Here is a 20,367-nt window from a genome sequence, read left to right on the forward strand (position 1 = left end):
GCGGACTCCGCTCAGCGCGTCAGCCGCAGTCCGCCAGCCGCAGTTCGTCCGCGGAGAAGTCAACCGGCACCAGCGTGACGCGCTCGGCCGGGCTGTCATTCGGCGAGTGGAAGACCAGGCGGCTGCTCCCGCCGCTCGGGGTGAAGATCATCCCGTGCCCGCCGTTCACCGGCCAGAGCGGCTCCGGCTCCTGGGACCACGGCCCGAGCACCGTGCCGGAGTCCGACGTCGCGACGCCCATCGCGTATCCCTGTTCGCCGAAGCTGGACCAGAGCATCTGCAGGCGCCCGGCCGGCGAGCGGAGCAGGAACGGCCCATCGGTGAAGAGCGGGTCCTTCGCCAGCCGGAGCTGCGCGGGCGGTTCGACCCCCTCCGGGAACGTGAGCGGCCTGCTCCACGGCGCAGAGGATGCGCGGAACAACAGCTCGGGGGAGCCGAGCGGCGCGCGCAGGTCCGCAGACATCCGCTGCGCGTACATCTCGCCGTCTGCGATCCCGGCTGCGCCATCCGGCCCGCCCTCAGCTCCGCGGCTGAAGACGAGCCAGGGCTCGGCCGCGTCGTCGATGAAGAGGGTGCCGTCGAGGCAGGGGAACTCCTGCGGGGTGACCGGCCCGTCACTCCAGGGGAGGTAGGGGCCGGTCGCCTGCTCCGACACCAGCACGGCCACGCCGCGCACGCGCGTCTCTGACGACGCGAACGTGGCGAAGAGGTAGAAGCGCCCCGCGAGGCGGAACACCTCCGGCGCCCAATACTGGGTGTCCGACCAGAAGTCGGCAGGCGGCCGGAACGCCGCGAACGGGCCGTGCCAGTGCTCCAGGTCGGTGCTGGTGTAGCAGTCGAATCCGGTGGCCGACCCGCCCCACAGATTCTCGTCGCTCGTGCCGAAGAGCACGTAGGCGCCCGGCTCGGTCTCGAGGATGAACGGGTCGCGCATCCTGATCTCGGAGAGGAGCAGCCCGGCGGTCTCCAACGGCGTCGTCGTCACGGTTCCGTCCCGCTAGGCGCGGGCCGGCACGGCAGCGCGCTGTGCCGCGACGATCGCGCCGTAGACGCCGGCGCTCGGCTTGGCCGTGCGCTCGAAGGTGGTGCGGTCCACGGAGTGCAGGCCGAGCTGGTGGCCGTAGCCGAAGACCCACTCGAAGTTGTCCATCAGGGTCCAGTGGCAGTAGCCGAGCACGGGCACGCCGTCGGAGATGGCCTCCAAGAGCCCCGCAAGCGACGGTTCGATGAAGGCAGCGCGCACTGCGTCGTCGGGGGTGCTCGCACCATGCTCGGTGACGAAGACCGGCACGCCGCTCACCGCGTGGGCGTAGCGAGCGGCGCCGCCGAGGGAGGCCGCATCCACGGCGGATCCCATCTCGTTGATGATGGAGCCCGCGGCAGGGGGCAGCTGCCCGTCGGGGCCGAACCAGAGGCGCTCGTAGTTCTGCACGCCGATGAAATCGTCCTCCCGCGCCAGACGCAGCCAGTGATCGTAGACATCGGCACGCTTGGCGTCGCGAGCTGCCTCGCCGCCCTCCGCGGCACAATCATCGGAGATGGCGATCGACAGGCCCACCGGCAGCTCCGGTCGGCGCTGCTTGATGGCCGCCTTGGCCGCCAGGTGGGCGTTCGTCATGCCGGTCTGCATGCCGGCGAAATCGGCTGGAACCATCACATTGCCCGCCCGGTACGCCTCGACTCCTGCGGCGGCGGATGCGGCATCGAGAGTCTCCTGGGTGAGCGCGGTGATGAAATCGGGCAGGCCTGCCCACGCCAGCATCTGGGGCAGATTCGGCTCATTGAAGGTGACGGCCGCGGCGATGCGGTCGCCGAAGCGGTCCATCACCACGCCGCAGAATCGCGCAAACAGCTCCGAGGACTCGGCGTCGATCCACGCTCCGCGCTTCGCGAACCAGTGCGGCGAGGTGAAGTGGCTGAAGGTGACGAGCGGGGCGAGCCCACGCTCGAGGCATCCGTCGACGATGGCCTCGTAGTGCGCCAGCGCCTCCTCATTGAACTCGCCCTCGGCCGGCTCGATCCTGGCCCATTCCACCGAGAAGCGGTAGGCGTTCAACCCCATGCCGGCAACGAGGTCGAGATCCTCGCTCCACCGCCGGTAGCCGTCGCAAGCGGGGCCGGACGGCTCCACGAAGATCGTGGGGGTGACGTTCTCGAGGAACCAGGTGTCGCTGTCGCGGTTGTCCCCCTCGCTCTGGTGGCCTGCCGTTGCCACGCCCCAGAAGAACTGATCGGGAAAGTTGCCGAGAACCATGGGATACCACTTCCTTGTCTGAGAAAGGCGGCGCGTGCCGATGACGCGGCCTGTCGGCCGCTGGCTGCGCGAGCGGTTCGACGTACTCAGGTTCGCGGAGCTGAGTACCCAATGCACTCGTGATTCCGTTGATTGGGAGAACCGGGACGTGCACCACCGGGTCGGGCACGACGCCGGCCCGCGCCGGGTGGCCCTACCCCGCGGCCCTACTCCGCGGGCACCGAACGGGTCTGCGCCCGATTCCCCGGCCGGCGCGAGCCGCGAGTCCGGGAGAGCGCCAGCAGGAGCCCGAGCAGGATCAACACACCGCCGGCCGCGGTCGCGTACCACGGCGTCGCCAGGGGGATCTCGAGATAGACCGTCAGGCCGAGGATGCGCGAGAGCCCCCACGGCAGCAGTGACATCTCGTCATTCCAGGCGGTGAGCGCCTGCTCCAGACCGACCGCGCCGAGGAAGCCGCCCAGGGCTGCGAGCACGAAACCGCAGGCGGCGAGAACCGTCCCCGTTGCCCGGCGTGCGCCGATCTGGCCGCCGAGCGCCCACGCGGCGGCGACGATCACCCAGAGGAACAGGGCGAAACCGAGCGTGATGTAGGCCGTCCGTGCGAGCGGGTCGGTCCAGAAGCCGAACCAGTAGTAGCCGGGCCCGCGCACGGCGAGCACCGCCAGCAGCAACAGCGTGCGCAGCAGCACGGCCCCACCGGCCGCCGCGATGATCGGCCAGGCCGAGCGCCGGCGCAGCGCGAGCGCGATGACCGCGGCGAACAGCAGCCAGGCAACCGTGGTGAACAACACGTGTGACGGCGCCAGGAACCAGGTGTAGATGCCGCGGCTGAGCAGCAGCAGGGCCGCCGGCACGGCGACGAGCAGCACCCGCGAGCCGGTGGAGAGGCCGGCGACGGCATCCGCCGCGCGCCACGGGCGTGTCCCGGCGAGCCACAGCGCCCGCGCCGCCGCGGCGCCCGGCCAGGACGCGCAGCGCGGCCAGCGGGCCAGCATGCCGAGCGCGAGCCAGAGCACGAGCAGAGCGCCGGCCACTCGGGCCAGCCACGCCATCGGCAGGTCGAGGGCCGCTCTGGTCTCGCCGATCCGAGCCGCCGTGAGGTTGAAGGCGGGCAGCTCGATCGAGTTGCCGTAGCGGGCCTCGTGCTCGGCCGCGAAGCCGTCGAACGCCGTGCGTGCGACCGCCCACTGCTCCCGTGCCTCAGTGGAACCGGTATCGAGCCACTGGCTGTGCCGCAACACCATGGTGCGGTAGGAACCGAGCGTCTCGAACAGGTTCACCTGGTAGTCGAGGGTGTCGACGAACTGCGCGTGCAGCGCTGGATCCTTCCACGTCGACGGGTCGGATGCCGCCACGGCGTCGCGCATCGCGACGGCGGTGCGCACGGCGTCGACGCCGCCGGCGATGGCGGTCTCGAGCTCTGCTCGACTCACCTCGTAGATCACCGAGAGCACGGCGCTGTCGCCGGTGAGGATGTCCCATTCGAAGATCCACATCATGGGCGGCGGCTCGAGCCCGAGCGCCTCGACCCGTTGCTCGGCGAACGGGCCGATGTAGAGGCCGGCGGTCACGGCATCCCGGGACTGGGACATGGCCGTCGCCAGGGTCTGCGCGGTGGCCGGATCCTCGGAGAACCACTCGTGGATCCAATCGGCCGTGATCGCCGCCGGATCCTGCCCGGGGTCGCGGGCCAGCCGCACCGCGAGCTCGGTGTTCAGCTCGTAGAGCTGCCAGAAGCCGGCCTTCAGCTCGAGCGTCATCGGCCCGGCACGCCACGGCCCACCGTCCTGGGTCCAGGTCCAGATGCCCTCGACCTGCGGGTTGGCGGCGATGAAGTGGGTGAGCGCGCTCTGGTAGAGCGAGCCGAGGTCGTTCGGCAGTGCGCCGAAGGCCTCGAACTCGCGCCGGCTCTGAAACTCGACGATGCGCCGCTGACTGCCGGTCTCCAGCGTGGTGTTCAACGGCAGGTAGCTGTAGAAGTCTCCGAGCGTGTATTTCGTCGAGACGACGAGCGCGGGGGAGTCGATGCCGTCGAGCACCTGGGCGTAGGAGTCGGGATTCGTGTGCATGTCGCCGACCGCGCCGACGCCGACACTCCAGGAGCGGAAGATCACCTCGCGCCCGGCCGACTCGGCCTGCGCGCTGAAAGCGGTGAGCATGGCGCGCACCGCATCCACCGAGGTCACCGCCAGGTCGGAGTAGTAGTCCCACCCCGGCAAGTCGTAGACCCGGCCGGCCTCGCCGATGCGCACGACCACGCCGTCGACGGCGGGCAGGGCAGCGTAGAGTTCGTCGAGCCCGGCCCGGTAGACGTCCCAGAACGCCGGGTCTTCGGTCGCGAGGCCGCCGAAGTCGCGCTCGAAGTACCGTGCCAGCGGATCGCTCAGCGCGAGCATGTCGGTGCGCATGTACACCTTCATGCCCAGCTCCTCTGCGTCGTCGAAGAGCGGGCCGAAGGCCCGCTGCATCGCGAGCGCGCGCTCTCGGTGCGGATCACCGGCCGGGTACACGGCCGTGCCATCCTCGACACCGTCGAAGGTGACGTACTCGATGAAGCCGGGAACGGCGATCGCGTTGTAGCCGAGGGCGAGGGAGTGGCGAACGAAGGCGTGGAACTCGCTCGTCGCCCGCGCCATCTCCTCGGCATCGATGTAGGGCGCCTCGGCGAGCATCACGTCTTTGAACGCGTTGGAGTTGTGGGAGTAGTCGGTGCCCGTCGCGTACGCCGCGGCATCCGCCTTCACACCGACGGCACCGAGGTCGACCATGCGAAACGGCAGGGCGGAGTCGACGGTGCGGCCGAGGTTCTCGGTGATGGGGCGGCCGGCGCGCACCGCGGCGGCCAGGTCATAGACACCGAGCACGGCGCCGGCGCGGCTGGGCGCGGTGATGGTGATCGCCTGCTCCGTGCCCGAGAGCGTGTAGCTCTGCTCGCTCTCCGGCTCGAGGGCGTCGTAGCGCACGGTGAGCGTCGCCGTGCCCGTCGTGCCGCCGGCTCCGGCGGCGGCCTCCCGCAATGCGTCGAGCGCGGTGCTCGTGCGTAGGTCGCCGGGGGCATCGATGCTCGTGAGCTCTGGCGGCAGCACGACGGGTGAGGCCGGTGCCACGGTCAGCTCTTCCACGGGGATCCCCACCGCGGGCTGAGCGCTCAGGCCGAGGGCATCGGAGACTTGAACGGCCACGCCGGCGCCGAGCGCGAGGAGCGCGGCCGCAGTGCCGAGGAGCGTCAATCTGTGGCGCATCTCACGTTTCACTGCACCAGACTAGTGCCAGCTGTACCCCAGGTCGGGCGAGCGTTCCTCGCGGATGGGCTCACGCAGACAGTGCGTGATGGGCCGTGATGGGGGCTGGGAAGTCGAGCCTCAAGTGACTAGCCTCGAAGTTATGGCAACTGCGGAGAAGTCCAAGCAGCCAGGAGTGAAGCGGTGGGTTTTCTGGCCGGCCGCGGTCATCGTCACGGTCTTCGTCGGCTTCGCCTTGTTGGCGCCGAACGCGGCCGAGGCCCTGTTCGGCGCCATCCAGAGCAACATCGTCAACACCTTCAACTGGTACTACGTGCTGATAGCCGCGTTCTTCGTGGTCTTCTGCCTGTTCCTCGGGTTCAGCCGCTTCGGCGACATCCGCCTCGGCAAGGACGACGAGGAACCGGAATTCTCGTTGATGTCCTGGTTCTCGCTGCTCTTCGCCGCGGGCATGGGCATCGGGCTCGTCTTCTACGGGGTCAGTGAGCCGCTCAGCCACTTCGCCACTCCGCGCCCCGGAGTCGAGGGGACGCCGCCGGAGTTGGCCCAACTGGCGCTCACGCAGACCTATTTGCACTGGGGTGTGCACGCCTGGTCGATTTATGTCGTGGTCGGGCTCGCCCTGGCCTACGCGATCCACCGCCGCAACCGGCCCATCTCCATCCGCTGGGCCCTGGAGCCGCTTCTCGGCAAGCGGGTGCGCGGCGCGTGGGGCAACGCGGTCGACGTGACCGCGCTGGTCGGCACCTTGTTCGGCGTCGCGACATCCCTCGGCCTCGGGGTGTTGCAGATCGGCGCCGGGCTCGAGGCTGCCGGGCTCGGCAAGCCGACGGAGCTCCTGCAGGTCGTGATCATCCTCGTCATCTCGTGCTTCGTGCTGTTCTCGGTGCTCTCCGGTGTGGGGAAGGGCATGAAGTGGCTGTCCAATACCAACCTCGTGCTCGCCGGCCTGCTCGTGATCTACCTGCTGGTGAGCGGCCCGACCACCTTCCTGCTGCGCGAGTTTGTGCAGTCGATCGGCGGGTACATCCAGAACTTCGTGAGCTTGTCCTTCAACGTCAACGCATTCACCGGGGATGCCGGGGAGTCCTGGCAGGCCAGCTGGACGTCGTTCTACTGGGGCTGGTGGATCTCCTGGGCGCCCTTCGTCGGCATCTTCATCGCCCGCGTCTCGAGGGGGCGCACGGTGCGGCAGTTCGTGACCGGCGTGATCTTGGTGCCGACGCTCATCGGCGTGCTCTGGTTCAGCGTGCTGGGCGGGACGGCCATCGCCATGGAGCTGGCCAACCCGGGCACGCTGGTCGGCGCCAACGGCGCCGTCAACCTGGAGGGCGCACTCTTCGCGATGCTCGCCCAGATCCCCGGCGGCCAGGTGATCACCTATGGCGTCATCCTGTTGATCGGCCTGTTCTTCATCACCTCCGCCGACTCCGGCGCCCTCGTGATGGGCATGCTCGCGACCGGCGGGCAGATCCACCCGGCACGCTGGATTCGCATCTTCTTCACCGCCATCACCGCGCTGCTCGCGATCGCCCTCCTGCTCACCGGCGGGCTGAAGGCGCTGCAGACGGCGGCGATCATCATCGCGCTGCCGTTCAGCATCGTGATGCTCATGATCTGTTGGTCGACCGTGATCGCCTTCAGCCGGGAACGCCGCGCCTACGTGCTCGCCCGGAGGGCGCAGCTCGTCGACAACATCGGCGACTTCTTCGGCTTGGACCCGGAGGAGGCCGCCGACGACGTGGCGACGACCGGACCCGCGTTCTGGACATGGCCGCTGCGGAAACGCGCGCAAGGACGCCCGGGCGACCCGTTGCCGCCGGAACAGGTGCTGATCACGACGGCGGAGAGCCTGCCGGACCCGGAGCCGTCGACGGCCGCCATCGACATCCTGGTGGAGGTCGAGCAGTTGGCTCAGGCGGGCGAGAGCCTCGAAGACGCCGCGGTAGACGCGGAGGACCTCCCCGTGGGCGGCATTGACGAATTCGGAGTGCACGATCCGAAGCACCGGGACACGGTGCAGGACGACACTCAGACGCCGCCCGATGACGGCGAGCCGCCCGGCGAGGGAGGGCCGCGGGAACCGCAGCCCTAGCCCGCGCCGTGCGCGTCGACCCGCTTCGGCAGGGCGAAGACCAGCACGAAGGCGACGACGCTGAGTCCAGCGCTCACCGCGAGCGCGGAGGTGGCACTACTGGCGAAGGCGTCCGCGACATCCGACGGCCCGGTGATGCTGAGGGTGCCGAACAGCACGCTGCCGACCACGGCGATGCCGATGGCGCTGCCGACGCGCTGCATCACGCTGATGACGCCGCTGGCCGCCCCCGCCTCCGACCGGTCGACGGTGGCGACGATGAACTGGGCGTTCGGGGCGATGAAGAGGCCATTGCCGATGCCGGCTATGAACAGCGGGGGCAGCAGCAGCCAGTGTGTGAGGTCGCTGGCCGGTGTGACGAAAAGGATCACCCACAGCCAGACCAGGCCGATGCTGACCAGGCCGGTGCCGATGACGAGGATGGTGCGCCCGAGCGTTCGGGACAGCCTGTCGCTGAAAGCGGCGCCCAGGATGCTGCCGATGGCGAAGGGCACCGACACGATGCCGGACTCGAGCGCTGTGTGGCCGAGACCCGCCTGCCAGAGCAGCGAGATGATGAAGAAGATTCCGGTGAACGAGGCGAAGTAGACGAGGGCGAGGATGACACCGCCGCTGAACGCGGGATGGCTGAACAGGTGGGGTGGCACCAGCGGAGACTTGTCCGCCCTCGCGATCCGCACCTCCCAGAGGGCGAACAGCACGATGAAGAGGGCGCCCGCTGCCAAGGTGACGAAGGTCCAGAGCGGCCAGCCCTCGTCCTGCCCCTCGATCAGCGGAACGAGCAGCGCCACGAGGCCGGCGGTGAGCAGCAGCAGGCCGACCGGGTCCGTGCCGGTCCTGACCAATTGGCGCTCGTGCGCGGGCAGCAGGACCGCCGCGGCGATCAGTGCGATCACGCCGATCGGCAGATTCACCCAGAACACGAGCCGCCAGCCGTTCTCGTCGCCGAACGCCTCGATGATCAGCCCGCCGAGGATCGGGCCGATCGCCGTGGAGACGCCGATGACGGCGCCCATGATGGCGAACGCCTTGCCGCGGCTCTTCAGCGGGAAAAGCAGCTGGATGGTGGCCGTGACGGCCGGCACGAAGATGCCGCCGGCGAAGCCCTGGACGACGCGCGCGACGACTAGCTGGAGGTCGTTCGTCGCGAGCCCGCAGGCCAGGCTGGCCACGGTGAAGAGGGCGAGGCCGGTAAAGAACACCCATTTGTGCCCGATCCTGTCGCCGACCCGGCCGGCCGGGATGAGGGCGAGGCCGAAGGCGAGCGCGTAGCCCGAGATGATCCAGGACAGCGTCGCCTCGGAGGCGTCCAGGCTGGTGCGGATGGTGGGCAGGGCCACGTTGACGATGGTCGTGTCGAGCAGGGCCATGAACATGCCGAGCATGAGCACGATGAGGGCGAACCAGGCCCGGCGGGGCACCGCCGGTGAGGCGGCGGCGGGCACGGCACCGGCGAGGGGAGTCTCAGACACGAGCGGGGTCCTTCCGAATGACGGGCGTCGCCGCGATCCGCGACTGATCAAGTATCGCCCCGCGCGGGCGATGCCGGAACGGCTTTCGCCGGGCGGATGACGCGGCGGCGATCAGCGGGGGAACAGCGGCGGCTCAGCAGCGGCCTAGCAGGCGCCCCAGAGGCCGGCGCCGCCCGCCTGGGCGCTCGCCTCGCTGGAACGGAACAGCTCGGTGTGTGCCCGGTTCGGGTCGATCTGCAGCACGGTGGCGGCGCCGGAGAGCAGCAGCTCGTTGTTGACGAAGCGACCGTCGTCCGTCCACATCAGCAGCAGGCTGCGGTCGTACTTGTCGCGCGGGTTCACGTCGCTGAGCGTCCAGGCGGTGGTGCCCTCCGGCAGCAGCGCGCGCAGCGCCTCGGTGGCCTCGGCCCCGAAACACTCGGCGTTCTCGCCGACCTCCGGGGTGTCGATGCCGAGCAGGCGCACCTTGATGCGGTCGGCGTTCGGGTCCTCCGGGTAGACGAAGAGGGTGTCCCCGTCGTGCACGTAGTCGACGGTGACCGGCACGGCCTCCGCCGGGCGGGCCGGCGAGGCGTCGGGGGCGGGGTTGCCCTCGGGTGCGGTGCCCGGTTCAGTTCCCTGTTCGGGGAGGAGTTCCGTGCTGGATCCGCCGCCCAGGCCGGCGTCGCCGAGCCCGAACCAGCCGATCTTCGGCCCCCAGATCGCGGCGGTCGCGGCGAGCACAAGCACGATCGGCACGAGCAGGCGCAGCCAGGGGTTGACGCGACGGCGGGAGCGGCGGGAGGTCGAGGAGGTCACCACGTGAGCGTACGGCATCCGCCCCGAGCGCCCGCTCTCCCGCTCGGTCAGGCTGTCAACCTCCCGCCGGCCGAAGTGTCCACGGGCCCGCTCAGGGCTTCGGGCGCTGCGCTGCTCCTTCGTCGCGGCGCGGCGCCCTCTAGCCGACGTGGATTCTCCCGGTGGCTCGAGGGAGCGCCAGCGACCGAAGCCATGCCCCGTTGGTCGAGTAGCGAGGAACGAGCGTATCGAGACCGCGCACCGGCCGAAGTGTCCACGGGCTCGCTCTGGGCTTCGGGCGCTGCGCTGCTCCTTCGTCGCGGCGCGGCGCCCTCTAGCCGATGTGCAGATGGCCGAAGCCATACCCCGTTGGTCGAGTAGCGAGGAACGAGCGTATCGAGACCTCGCACGCGACACGGTTTCGCTTGGATACCGGGTCTCGGTACGGCCCTGGCGGGCCTACTCGACCTGCGGGAGGGCCGCGGTATGCCTGGACGCGACGGCAGGATTCGAACCTGCGAATGACGGGCTATGAGACCGTTCCCTTGGACCACTTGGGTACGCCGCGATCCCTCGACGCTAGCCGCGCCGCCGCGCATCCGCACCTGGTGTTGCGGCGCGCTACCGCCGGTGACGCCGCGTGACGCCGCGCGGGTTCCGTTTACGCGGCCGGCCGGGCGAAGCGCTGCACGAAGCGGCTCATGATCAGCGCCGGCTCGGTGACGACGGATGCCGCCAGTCGTGCGACGACGTCCTCGAGCTCGTGCGCGGGGAAGTAGCCGTGCTCCCGGTACACGTGGGCGCGGGCGATGAAGTCCTGCGGCAGCACCTCCGGGTGGAACTGGGTGGCGTAGACCGAGCTGCCGACGCGGTAGATCTGCACCGGGCAGGAGTCGCTCGTGGCGAGCAGCGTGGCCGACTCCGGCAGCACGCTGGTCGCCTCTTTGTGGCCGGTGAGCGCCGTGAAGCTGGGGTTGAGCCCGGCCAGCAGCGGGTCGTCCCGGCCCTCCGCGGTCAGCGTGACGGTGACCGGGCCGGCCTCCTCGCCGTACTCGGTGCCGACGACGCCGCCCTGACGCTCGGTGAGCAGGCCGATGCCGTAACAGGTGAACAGTGCGGGCAGCCCTGCGTCGACCGCCCAGTCGGCCAGCAGCGACAGCTCGTTCTCGACCCGCCGCTGCGTCTCCGACTTGCTCGCCGGATCGCTCGTGACGTTGAACGGGCTGCCGCCGACGATCACGCCGGAGTACCCCTCCAGCGGTAACGGCGGCAGCGGCTCGAGGTCGAGCCGGTGGTGCTGCAGCTCGCCGGCCTCGAGCCCGGTGGCGGTGAGCATGGCCTGGTACTCGGGGCCGACGGCGTCGTCCTCCGGTCGGGCGGAGAGGAAGAGGAATGGCCGTTTCCGGCTCATCGACGCTTGCCCTTCTTCTTGTTCGAGTGCGGGCGGCCGGGGTTCGGGTTCGGCCGGTGGCCGTTTCCGGCGACCTTCTTCTTGCCCTCGCCCGGCTTCTTCTGCTTGCCGTTCGCCTCGCGGAGCGCGCGCGCCGCCGCCTTGGCCTTGTCCGCCCGGCTGAGCACCTTGCCGTTGGCGTTCGTCTCTGGGGCGATGCCACGCGAGCTCTGCGCGGTGCGCCCGCGCACGATGCCGACGAACTCCTCGACGTGCTCGGTGGTGTGCTCCGTCGGCCAGGCGATCGCGATGCGCGTCGGCGCGGCATCCGTCACCGGCTTGGCGATGAGGTCTTTGCGGCTGTGCAGGCGGGCGATGCTGTGCGGCACGATCGCGACGCCGACGCCGGCAGCGATGAGTTCCATGGCGATGCCGAGGTCGGGGTCGCCGGGGGCGTAGCCGGTGCTGCTCGGCCCGGCCAGCTCGGCCAGCTCGGCCAGGGTGAGCTCGTCGAGCTTGGCGATGGCGTGCTCCTTGGGCACGACGACGACGGCGACCTCCTGATAGAGCGGGATGACGCTGAGCTCGAGACCGGCGGGGGTGTCCAGCGGCAGGCGCACCAGCAGCACGTCGGCCGTGGCATCCGTCTCAGGGTCGGCGGTCAACGGGGCGAGCTGCTCGCTCTCGGCCATCCCGAACGCGACGATGCCGACGTCTGCGAATCGTTCCTTCCAGATTCCGATCCACTTGGTGGGGGTGACCCCTTCAACAAAGCCGAGCTTGAGTGTCACGGTGTTCTTTCTGCCGGTGGGGCACGGATGCCGAGCCCTCAGGTTCAGGCTATACGCTGAGTCGGTGAGTACCGTAGAGAGCAATCCAGTCGACCCCGTTGCCGACAACGCCGAGGCACCCGTTTACCGCGAAGACAAGCGCCAGCAGCCCAAGCCCAAGACCAAGAAGCCGCAGATCATGAAGGCCGAGACGGCCGCCAAGAAATTGGGCATCTTGCTCAGCGCGGCCCCCGAATCCTTCACCGCCGAGCCGATCAGCCGCGAGCAGCTCGACGCCATCCTGGCCGACCCGCCCGCCTGGCTCGTCGAGCTGCGCGCCAACGGCCCGCACCCGCGCCCCGTCGTCGCCGCCCGCTTGGGCGTGTCGATCTCCGGACTGATCCGCGCCGAGGTGACCGAGCCGCTGACCACCGCCGAGATCAAGCACCTGCTCGAGACCAAGCCGCAGTGGCTCGTCGTCGAGCGCGCCACCCAGCACGAGGTGCGCGAGGAGCAGATTCGCGTCAAGAACGCCCAGGCCGGCAAGGAAGCGCTGGCCAAGGAAGCGCAGAAGAGCGCCAAGAAGTAACCGGAGTTCCGCTGTTCAGCCGGCTCGAGGAGCCGCAGACCGAAGCCCCGCCGCCCGACGAGAGTCGTGGCGACGGGGCTTCGGTCGTTCCGGCCTCGGTTGGTCCGCCCTCAGCCGACGAGGAGCCGAGCGCCGGGCCTACGCGTACTGCTCGTTCAGGAACGCGACGGTGTCGGCCAGCTCGGCCTGCGACACCGCGTGGCCGAGGCCCTCGTAGATGCGCTCGGTGAGGCTCGTGTGTCCGGGCAGCCAGGCCTGCGTGCGGTCGACGGCCACCGCCGAGATCACCGCGTCCGCCGTGCCGCGCCCCCAGAACACCGGCGGCTTGCGGGCGCCGAGCTCGGTGTCGCCGGCCTGTGAGCCTCCCGCCAGGAACCCGGCCAGCACCACGGCGTAGTCGAAGCGGGCCGGCTCCAGCCGCATCAGTTGCAGCGCCATGGCGCCGCCCTGCGAGAAGCCGAGCAGGCCGACGCTTGACGGCTGCACCGTGAGCGCGCCCAGCCAGTCGAGCACGCTGCGGGCGGCATCCGTCACGCCCTGCGGGTCGGGGACGCCGGGCTGCGCGCCCAGCTCGAACCAGGCGTGCCCCGGCCCCATCGGGATCGGCGCGCGCAGCGAGGCGATGACGGGGGAGAGCGGCAGGTACGGGGCGAGGTCGAACAGGTCGGCCTCGTTCGAGCCGTAGCCGTGCAGCAGCACGAGCAGCGGGCGCCCGGCGCGGTCGCGCTCGCTGGCCGACCAGAGCACGGCGTCGGGGTCGAGGGGGAGTGCGGTCATGATTCCTCTGATTCTGTGGGAGCTGTGGGAGCTGTGGGAGCTGTGGGAGCTGCGGGAGCGGTCGGGGCGGCGCGGGCCGCCCAGGCGGCCGCGTCGATGCGGAGGTGAACGGCCGGGAGCTTCTTCGGGTGCGGCTCCTGCTCGGCGTCGAGCGTGAGGAAGGCACGGAAGCCCAGTTTCTCGAGCAGCCCGATCGACGCCGTGTTCGGGGCCCAGGCGATGGCGCGCACCTCGCTGGCGGCGTGCTCGTCGAACAGCCAGTCGACCAGCCGGGCGGCCGCCTCGCGGGCGTAGCCCTTGCCCTGCATGTCTGGGTGGAAGGCGTAGCCGAGCCAGAAGATCGACGGCTCCTCGGATGCCGGCCCGCTGCCGTCCGGCAGCAGATTCCAGACGCGCAGATCGCCGATGGCCTCGACGCCGTCCTCGTCGGCGGCGCCGTCGCCCTCCCACGCCCCGAGCAGCTCGACCGCGAAGTTCAGGCTGAACCACTCGGCCGGGTACTCGTCCCAGCGCTCCAGCGCCTGGGCGATGCGGGCGCGGGTCGCCGCCGGGCTGAGTGGCTCGTGCAGCAGGTAGCGCGTGACATCCTCGCGGCCCCGATAGCTCTGCATGGCGTCGGCGTCGCGGGCCTCGATCGGTCGGAGCAGCAGGCGCGCGCTGCGCAGTTCGGGGCGGTTCGGCTGCATCGGGTCCTCTCGCGACAAGGCTCTGGCTGCGGTGGTGGTGCTGATCCCATCTTCGCACCCGGCGCTGCACCGTTCTCGCGATCGGTGAGCAACAATGGAGCCATGAGCGTGCGCACCCCCGACCCCGACCCGGAGTGGACCCCGGATTCCGATCCGCCCGGCCCCGTGGAGAGTGTGACGCCGGGCTGGCTCAGCGACATCGAGCTCGCCGAGATCCGCGGCCGGCTGCCGCTGCTCTACGTCGAGGCCGTGCCGGTGCGGGTGGACGGGCTCGGCCAGGTGACCGAGCTCGGCGTGCTGCTGCGGGCGACCGCGGTCGGCGAGATGACCCGCACCCTCGTCTCCGGCCGGGTGATGTACGGCGAGACGGTGCGCGACGCGCTGTTCCGGCACCTCGAGAAGGACCTCGGGCCGATGGCGTTCCCGCAGCTGCCGCTCAGCCCGGTGCCGTTCACCGTGGCCGAGTACTTCCCGATGCCCGGCCTCTCCGCCTTCCACGACGACCGGCAGCACGCCGTCTCGCTCGTCTTCGTCGTGCCTGTGACGGGCACCTGCGAGCCGCGGCAGGACGCGCTCGAGATCACCTGGATGACGCCGGAGGAGGCGTCGTCCGCCGGCGTCGGCGCCGAGATGGAGGGCGGCCGCGGGGTGCTGCTGCGCCAGGCGCTCGCCTCGGTCGGCGCGCTCCGCTAGCGTCAGCGCGCGACGGCGTAGGCGAGGTAGACGACCCCGCCGTCGAACCGGCGCTCGTCGGTCAGCTTGAGACTGCTGTGCACGGAATCCGGGAACATGCGCAGGCCGCCGCCCAGCAGGGCCGGCGCGACCAGCATCCGAATCTCGTCCACGAGGCCCGCCCGCAGGGCGTGTGCGGCGAGCGTCGCCCCGCCCACGAGGATGTCGTGCGGGGACGTCTCCTTCAGCTCCCGGATGGCGGACACCCCGAAGCTGCGCTCGACGCGGGTGCGTGGCCCGACCGGTTCCGTCAGCGTGCGCGAGTAGACGGTCTTGTCTGCGGCCTGCCAGATTGCGACGTACTCCAGCTGGTAGTCGGGCAGCTCCGCGATGTCCTCCGCGGAGTCCCACACCTTCATCGCCTCGTACATGCGCCGGCCGAAGAGGTAGCTGCGGATCGGGCGCAGGGACTCGTTCACGAAACGGCTCACCTCGACATCCGGATCCGAGTAGTCGAGGTTTCCGTGCGCGTCGGCGGTGAACCCGTCCAGCGAGCAGAAGCTCTGGTAGATCAGCGCGGCCATGGCGGTCTCCTGTCTAGGTGCGGCGCACCCGGTAGCTCAGGTAGACGACGCCGCTGTCGAAGCGGCGCTCGTCGGTGAGTTCGAGCGTGCTCTGCACGGCCTCCGGGAACATGTGCAGACCGCCGCCCAGGATGAACGGGAACACCAGCAGCTGAATCTCATCGACGAGACCCGCGCGCAGGGCGTGGGAGGCGAGGGTCGGCCCGCTCACGCTGATGTCGCGGGCGGATGCCGCCTTCAGCTCCCGGATCGTCGGCACGTCGAAGCGGCGCTCGATCCGGGTGCGCGGCCCGGCCGGCTCGGTGAGCGTGCGGCTGTAGACGATCTTGTCGGCCGCCTGCCAGACTGCGGCGTACTCCTGTATGAAACCCGGCATCTCGGAGAGGTCGTTCGTCGTCTCCCACCAGGTCATCACCTCGTACATGCGCCGCCCGTAGAGGTGGGTGCCGACGGAGCGCTCGAGGTCATTCGCGAAGCGGTGCACCTCCTCATCCGGCATCGCGAATTCGAAGCTGCCGTGTGCATCGGCGGTGAATCCGTCGAGAGAGCACAAGCTGGTGTAGATCAACGCGGCCATGCCGGCCTCCTCCGTGTCGAGCGAGGGTGTGACGCGGAATCGAGCCTAGGAGCGTCGGCGGCGTTGCGCCAGTGCCTCGTGCCGGTTCGCGCGCTCGCCGCCCAGCAGAAGCGCGTACCCTCGTACGGTGCCCGTTCCCGCCACCCTCGCCCCCGCGCCTGCCACGGCTCCCGTCGTGCTCGCCGCCGCGGAGTGGCGCGCCCTCGAGGCGGCGCACGTCGAGCGCGCCGATGCGCTGACGCTCGGGCGGCGCGAGCGCGTGCAGCGCCGCGAGACGCACCCGATCGAGGACTTCCTCTTCACCTACTACCCGAACAAGCCGTCGGCGCTGCGCCGCTGGCACCCGGGGGCCGGCACCGTGCTGAGCGGCGCCGCCGCCGAGCACCGCGCCGAGTGGCGCTGGTACCGCGCGGCGGGCGGCGACCTCGAGGTGGATGCCGCCGGGCTCCTCGCCGCGCGCGGCGCCACCGTCGACTTCATCGCGCGGCTGCTCGGCCGCACGGCGGATCGCACCGCGCGCTTCGGCTGCTTCGGTCTGCACGAGTGGGCGATGGTCTACAAGCAGGGCGAGCACCGGCACGAGGTGCCGCTCCGGCTCGGCCAGGCCGGCACCGACGCCGTTGTCGAGGCCGCCAACATCAGCTGCACGCACTTCGACGCGTACCGTTTCTTCACGCCGGCGGCCGTGCCGCGCAACGCGCTGACGCCGACGCGCGAGAACCAGCCGGAGCTGGAGCAGTCCGGCTGCCTGCACGCCGGCATGGACCTCTACAAGTGGGCCGTGAAGCTCGGCCCGCTGGTGCCGGGCGCGCTGCTGCTCGACACCTTCGAGCTGGCCCGCGACATCCGCTGGCTCGACATGGCGGCTTCGCCGTACGACGTGAGCACGTGGGGCGCGCCTGCCGTCGCCATCGAGACCGCGGAGGGCAAGGCGGAGTACGTCCGCGCCCAGCGCGGCTTCGCCGAGCGCGGCGACGCGCTGCGTGTGCGGCTGCTCGCCGCGGTGGAGAGCGCGCGCGCAGCCGCGCTGGTCGAGTAGGCCCACCAGGGCCGTATCGAGACCCGGCTCCCCGCTGGGAACCGTCCGCAGTGCGAGGTCTCGATACGCTCGTTCCTCGCTACTCGACCAGCGGGGTCGGCGAGGTGGTGGCTTCGGTCGCTGGCGCTCCCTCGAGCCAACGGGGGATTCACGCCGGCCGGAGGGGGCCGCGCCGCGACGAAGGATCAGCGCAGCCCCCGAAGCCTCGGAGTGCACGCGATCGGGTCCTACGCCACTTCCGGTGGAACCGCGCCAGTTCAGCTGGCGCGGTTCCGGTGCAACTGGCGTGGCTGCGGCGGGCGGGGGAGCCGGCTACTTGAGCCCGAGCGTCTCCAGGAACAGTTCCGCGTAGCGCGGGGCGTCCACGTCGAGTGCGATGTCGATGGTCGCCCACTCGTCGGCCAGGCCGTGCACGATGTCCTCGCCACCGAACAGGCGCATGTCGACGAGGGTCTGACCGCGGCCGTAGCCGCCGAGCTCGATCCGCACCGGGCGGTGCTCGATGCGCAGCGACTCCGGCTCGACGAGCGCGCAGACGGCGCCGGCGTCGCCGATCAGGCCGGTGTACTCGGCCGTCGAGTCCTCGCTCAGCGCGATCCGGTTGCCGAGCAGCGCGCCGACGACTCGGCCGACCGGGTCGTCGCCGGCGGCCAGGGCGGCCGCGGCATCCTGCTCGACAGCGACCTGGTTGAACACGTCGAGGCCGTACATGAGCGTCGGCACGCCGGAGTCGAGAACGATGGCGGCGGCCTCCGGGTCGTGCCAGACGTTGAACTCGGCGACGGCGGTGGCGTTGCCGACGGAGGCCGAGCCTCCCATGAACACGATGCGCTCGAGCTTCTCGGCCACCTCGGGGTGGGTGCGCAGCAGCAGGGCCAGGTTGGTCTGCGGGGCCAGCGCCACGAGCGTGACGGGGCGCTCGGCGTCCATGATGGTGCGGCGCATCAGTTCGACGGCGCTGACCGTCTCGGCGACGCGGTCGGTGGGCGGCAGCTGGATGCCGCCGAGGCCGTCCTCTCCGTGCACGTGCGAGGCCGAGCGGGCCGGCTCGATCAGCGGGCGGGTGGCTCCGGCGGCGACGGGGATGGCCGGGGCGTCCGCGGCATCCAGGATCTTGAGGGTGTTCTCGACGACCTGCTCGAGTGAGGCGTTGCCGGCCACGCACGTGATGGCGAGCACCTCGATCGCGGGGTGCTTGACGGCGAACAGAATGGCGAGGGCGTCGTCGACGCCGGTGTCGACATCGAGGATGACGGGGATCGTAGGCATCTAGCAAGGATACGGCCGCCGCGCCGACGCTTTCGCTGCGAGGCGGCCGCGACGTTCGGCCTATCTGACGAGCCGGACTTCCTTGATCTCCTCGCCGAGGAACGGCTGCAGCTGGGTGGCGCCATCCGGCACGAACCCGTTGCGCTTGTAGAAGCCGTGCGCGCGCGGGTTGTCCTCGGCGACCCAGAGGTAGCCGGGTCGGGCCTCGCAGGCGGCGTCGAACAGGCGCTGGCCGAGGCCGGTTCCCTGGAAGGCCTCGAGCAGGTAGATGAAGTAGAGCTCGCGCTCGCGGGGGGCGTCCTCGTCGCGGGCGGGGCCGGAGCCGACGAAGCCGACGATCTCGCCATCGACCTGCGCGACGTAGAGGTGGTGGTCCGGTCCCTGGCTGACCCAGTGGGTCCAGAGCTCGGCCATGCGGCGGGGGGAGAGCTTGGCGAGGGTGGCCTCGCTGATCAGGTGATCGTAGGTCTCGTGCCAGCACTGGGCGTGAACGCGGCCGAGGGCCTCGGTGTCCACGTCCCGGACGGGGCGGATAATCGCTTCAGCAACTGCATTGGTGCTCATGACCAGAGACTAAGCCAGCACCTGCTCGTCTGTGAAATCGGCGCGGATACAGGGCATCTGGAGCCTCGTGCGGTAATATGTCACCCACTACGATCCACTCTGGAATCCTCGCCGTTGCCCCGCCAGAAAGGCCACTTCATGCACACGCACACCGACGCGCACCCGCACGAACAACCGGCCTCGTCGATGCCGCGCCCGAGTGAGCCGGACCCCCGCCTGCCGCGCCTCGCCGAGTCGGCCGGGTTCATCGAGTACATGGGCACCGGGTGGGCAACCCCGGACCGCACCCCGGTGACGGTGCCGGGAGTGGCCGGCGCGGCGGCGGCGCACCGGCAGCGGCTGAGCGCGGTCAGCGCGGGCAGCACCATCGTCGTGCTCGCCGGCCGCGCCCCGGTGCGGGCCAACGACACCTACTACGACTTCCGCCCGGACAGCGACTTCTTCTGGCTGACCGGCTGCTCGGCCGAGGACGCCGTCGTCGTGATGACGCCCGCCTCCAGCGGCCACGACGCGACCCTCTACGTTCCGGCGCCGGCATACCCCGGCGAGGCGGGCTTCTTCGCTGACGCCGCCCACGGCGAGCTCTGGGTCGGCTCGGCACCCGGCATGCCGGAGTGGAGTGCGGCGCTGGACATCGAGACCAAACCGCTCAGTCAGCTCGCCGCCGCGCTGCGCGGCGCCTCCGAGGTGCTGCTCGCCGGCAACACGGTGGCCGCGCCGCGCGAGCTCGCCGAGTTCCCCGTCTCGGTGCCGCTGCGCCGCACGCTCGCCGAGCTGCGAATGATCAAGGACGCGTGGGAGCTCGCCGAGCTGCGCCGTGCCGTCGACGACAGCGTCGACGGCTTCGCCGCCGTCGCCCGCGAGATCCCGAACGCCATCGCGTTCGGCGGGGAGCGCTGGCTGCAGGGAACCTTCGACCGCCACGCGCGCACGGTCGGCAACGGCCCCGGCTACTCGACGATCGTCGGCAGCGGCGCGCACGCGCCGATCCTGCACTGGGTTCGCTGCGACGGCCCCGTGCTGCCCGACGCGGCGCTGCTGCTCGACATGGGGGTCGAGGCGCGCTCGTTCTACACTGCGGACGTCACCCGCACGCTGCCGGCATCCGGCACCTTCTCCACCGCCCAGCGCGCCGTGCACGACCTCGTCGAGGCCTCGCACCGCGCCGGCCTGGCGGCGGTCGGCCCTGGTCGCCAGTTCAGCGACTTCCACACCGCGTCGCTCGAGGTCATCGCGCGCGGCCTGCACGACTGGGGCCTGCTCCCCGTCTCGGTCGACGAGGCGCTCAGCGCCGAGGGGCAGCAGCACCGGCGCTACATCGTCTGCGGCATCGGCCACCACCTCGGCCTGGACGTGCACGACTGCGCCCAGTCCAGCTACGAGGCCTACCAGGGGGCGCCGATGGCGCCCGGCATGGTGCTCACCGTCGAGCCCGGGCTGTACTTCCACGCCTGGGACGAGACGGTTCCCCCTGAGTTGAGGGGTATCGGGGTGCGCATCGAGGACGATATTTTGGTGACGGATTCCGGCTCCGATATTCTTTCTGACGCATTGCCCATCGATGCGTCTGGCCTTGAACAGTGGATGCGCGCACTCGCGTGATCCAC

At 70.5% G+C, this 20,367-nt stretch carries 18 protein-coding genes and 1 tRNA gene; 5 read left to right on the top strand and 14 right to left on the bottom strand.

Annotated elements, in window-relative coordinates; all coding sequences use genetic code 11:
* Positions 1–19: 19 nt before the first annotated feature.
* The 3 genes from GY24_RS07345 to GY24_RS07355 form a co-directional block, all read right to left on the bottom strand.
* Positions 20–985, bottom strand: a complete 966-nt coding sequence (locus GY24_RS07345) for a glycoside hydrolase family 43 protein (RefSeq protein ID WP_233279250.1) — start codon at positions 983–985, stop codon at positions 20–22.
* A 12-nt stretch (positions 986–997) separates the two neighbouring features.
* Positions 998–2,254, bottom strand: coding sequence for a glycoside hydrolase family 1 protein (locus GY24_RS07350; RefSeq protein ID WP_104475049.1), 1,257 nt, complete (start codon positions 2,252–2,254; stop codon positions 998–1,000).
* Positions 2,255–2,460: 206 nt separating this feature from the next.
* Positions 2,461–5,499, bottom strand: a complete 3,039-nt coding sequence (locus GY24_RS07355; protein WP_193953528.1) for a hypothetical protein — start codon at positions 5,497–5,499, stop codon at positions 2,461–2,463.
* A 142-nt stretch (positions 5,500–5,641) separates the two neighbouring features.
* Here GY24_RS07355 and GY24_RS07360 point away from each other — a divergent pair, with 142 nt between their 5' ends.
* The gene (locus GY24_RS07360) at positions 5,642–7,594 is read left to right on the top strand and encodes a BCCT family transporter (RefSeq protein WP_104475050.1); all 1,953 of its coding nucleotides are present in this window, start codon (positions 5,642–5,644) and stop codon (positions 7,592–7,594) included.
* Here GY24_RS07360 and GY24_RS07365 read toward each other — a convergent pair.
* The 5 genes from GY24_RS07365 to GY24_RS07385 all read right to left on the bottom strand — a co-directional run bounded on the left by GY24_RS07365 (position 7,591) and on the right by GY24_RS07385 (position 12,024).
* A complete protein-coding gene (locus GY24_RS07365) occupies positions 7,591–9,066 on the bottom strand; it encodes a DHA2 family efflux MFS transporter permease subunit (RefSeq protein ID WP_233279251.1) in 1,476 nt (491 codons plus the stop codon). The two genes, GY24_RS07360 and GY24_RS07365, sit on opposite strands and share 4 nt — an antisense overlap.
* Positions 9,067–9,210: 144 nt before the next feature.
* Positions 9,211–9,864 carry a thermonuclease family protein gene (locus tag GY24_RS07370; protein WP_161498703.1) on the bottom strand — a complete coding sequence of 218 codons (654 nt, stop codon included), beginning with the start codon at positions 9,862–9,864 and terminating at the stop codon, positions 9,211–9,213.
* Positions 9,865–10,334: 470 nt separating this feature from the next.
* A tRNA-Met gene (locus GY24_RS07375) sits at positions 10,335–10,411 on the bottom strand.
* A gap of 93 nt (positions 10,412–10,504) precedes the next feature.
* Positions 10,505–11,254, bottom strand: coding sequence for a glutamine amidotransferase (locus GY24_RS07380; protein ID WP_083362980.1), 750 nt, complete (start codon positions 11,252–11,254; stop codon positions 10,505–10,507).
* Positions 11,251–12,024, bottom strand: coding sequence for a LysR family substrate-binding domain-containing protein (locus tag GY24_RS07385; RefSeq protein ID WP_104475052.1), 774 nt, complete (start codon positions 12,022–12,024; stop codon positions 11,251–11,253). The genes GY24_RS07380 and GY24_RS07385 overlap by 4 nt, the downstream gene beginning before the upstream one ends.
* A 178-nt stretch (positions 12,025–12,202) precedes the next feature.
* Here GY24_RS07385 and GY24_RS07390 point away from each other — a divergent pair, with 178 nt between their 5' ends.
* Complete coding sequence (locus GY24_RS07390; protein WP_083365302.1) at positions 12,203–12,592, top strand: DUF5997 family protein; 390 nt, start codon at positions 12,203–12,205, stop codon at positions 12,590–12,592.
* A 138-nt stretch (positions 12,593–12,730) separates the two neighbouring features.
* Here GY24_RS07390 and GY24_RS07395 read toward each other — a convergent pair whose 3' ends face one another.
* Positions 12,731–13,369, bottom strand: coding sequence for an alpha/beta hydrolase (locus GY24_RS07395; RefSeq protein ID WP_104475053.1), 639 nt, complete (start codon positions 13,367–13,369; stop codon positions 12,731–12,733).
* Entirely contained in the window at positions 13,366–14,055 is a 690-nt protein-coding gene (locus tag GY24_RS07400; protein ID WP_104475054.1) for a GNAT family N-acetyltransferase, read from the bottom strand. The genes GY24_RS07395 and GY24_RS07400 overlap by 4 nt, the downstream gene beginning before the upstream one ends.
* Positions 14,056–14,157: 102 nt before the next feature.
* Between GY24_RS07400 and GY24_RS07405 the strand changes: the two genes are divergently transcribed.
* On the top strand, positions 14,158–14,748 hold the full coding sequence (locus GY24_RS07405) for an NUDIX hydrolase family protein (RefSeq protein ID WP_083362984.1): 591 nt from the start codon (positions 14,158–14,160) through the stop codon (positions 14,746–14,748).
* 2 nt (positions 14,749–14,750) lie between these two features.
* Here GY24_RS07405 and GY24_RS07410 read toward each other — a convergent pair whose 3' ends face one another.
* Entirely contained in the window at positions 14,751–15,311 is a 561-nt protein-coding gene (locus tag GY24_RS07410; protein ID WP_104475055.1) for a dihydrofolate reductase family protein, read from the bottom strand.
* A 13-nt stretch (positions 15,312–15,324) separates the two neighbouring features.
* Positions 15,325–15,888, bottom strand: a complete 564-nt coding sequence (locus GY24_RS07415; RefSeq protein WP_104475056.1) for a dihydrofolate reductase family protein — start codon at positions 15,886–15,888, stop codon at positions 15,325–15,327.
* A gap of 127 nt (positions 15,889–16,015) precedes the next feature.
* Between GY24_RS07415 and GY24_RS07420 the strand changes: the two genes are divergently transcribed.
* Entirely contained in the window at positions 16,016–16,927 is a 912-nt protein-coding gene (locus tag GY24_RS07420) for a 3-methyladenine DNA glycosylase (protein ID WP_104475057.1), read from the top strand.
* A gap of 312 nt (positions 16,928–17,239) precedes the next feature.
* Here the strand turns inward: GY24_RS07420 and GY24_RS07425 are convergent, their stop codons facing one another.
* Both GY24_RS07425 and GY24_RS07430 read right to left on the bottom strand, forming a co-directional pair.
* Positions 17,240–18,196, bottom strand: a complete 957-nt coding sequence (locus tag GY24_RS07425; protein ID WP_104475058.1) for a nucleoside hydrolase — start codon at positions 18,194–18,196, stop codon at positions 17,240–17,242.
* A gap of 60 nt (positions 18,197–18,256) precedes the next feature.
* Positions 18,257–18,760 carry a GNAT family N-acetyltransferase gene (locus GY24_RS07430; protein ID WP_104475059.1) on the bottom strand — a complete coding sequence of 168 codons (504 nt, stop codon included), beginning with the start codon at positions 18,758–18,760 and terminating at the stop codon, positions 18,257–18,259.
* A 138-nt stretch (positions 18,761–18,898) separates the two neighbouring features.
* On the opposite strand from GY24_RS07430, the gene GY24_RS07435 reads away from it, so the two are divergent.
* Complete coding sequence (locus GY24_RS07435; protein WP_202972926.1) at positions 18,899–20,362, top strand: aminopeptidase P family protein; 1,464 nt, start codon at positions 18,899–18,901, stop codon at positions 20,360–20,362.
* Positions 20,363–20,367: the final 5 nt, after the last annotated feature.

The sequence above is a fragment of the Microterricola pindariensis genome, from assembly GCF_002936985.1.
GTDB classification, from domain to species: Bacteria; Actinomycetota; Actinomycetes; order Actinomycetales; family Microbacteriaceae; genus Microterricola; species Microterricola pindariensis.

Coding starts and splice junctions, on each gene's coding strand:
- GY24_RS07350 (WP_104475049.1), bottom strand. CDS start 2,254: ATGGTTCTCGGCAACTTTCCCGATCAGTTCTTCTGGGGCGTGGCAACG.
- GY24_RS07355 (WP_193953528.1), bottom strand. CDS start 5,499: ATGCGCCACAGATTGACGCTCCTCGGCACTGCGGCCGCGCTCCTCGCG.
- GY24_RS07360 (WP_104475050.1), top strand. CDS start 5,642: ATGGCAACTGCGGAGAAGTCCAAGCAGCCAGGAGTGAAGCGGTGGGTT.
- GY24_RS07380 (WP_083362980.1), bottom strand. CDS start 11,254: ATGAGCCGGAAACGGCCATTCCTCTTCCTCTCCGCCCGACCGGAGGAC.
- GY24_RS07390 (WP_083365302.1), top strand. CDS start 12,203: ATGAAGGCCGAGACGGCCGCCAAGAAATTGGGCATCTTGCTCAGCGCG.
- GY24_RS07395 (WP_104475053.1), bottom strand. CDS start 13,369: ATGACCGCACTCCCCCTCGACCCCGACGCCGTGCTCTGGTCGGCCAGC.
- GY24_RS07400 (WP_104475054.1), bottom strand. CDS start 14,055: ATGCAGCCGAACCGCCCCGAACTGCGCAGCGCGCGCCTGCTGCTCCGA.
- GY24_RS07405 (WP_083362984.1), top strand. CDS start 14,158: ATGAGCGTGCGCACCCCCGACCCCGACCCGGAGTGGACCCCGGATTCC.
- GY24_RS07410 (WP_104475055.1), bottom strand. CDS start 15,311: ATGGCCGCGCTGATCTACCAGAGCTTCTGCTCGCTGGACGGGTTCACC.
- GY24_RS07415 (WP_104475056.1), bottom strand. CDS start 15,888: ATGGCCGCGTTGATCTACACCAGCTTGTGCTCTCTCGACGGATTCACC.
- GY24_RS07425 (WP_104475058.1), bottom strand. CDS start 18,196: ATGCCTACGATCCCCGTCATCCTCGATGTCGACACCGGCGTCGACGAC.
- GY24_RS07430 (WP_104475059.1), bottom strand. CDS start 18,760: ATGAGCACCAATGCAGTTGCTGAAGCGATTATCCGCCCCGTCCGGGAC.
- GY24_RS07435 (WP_202972926.1), top strand. CDS start 18,899: ATGCACACGCACACCGACGCGCACCCGCACGAACAACCGGCCTCGTCG.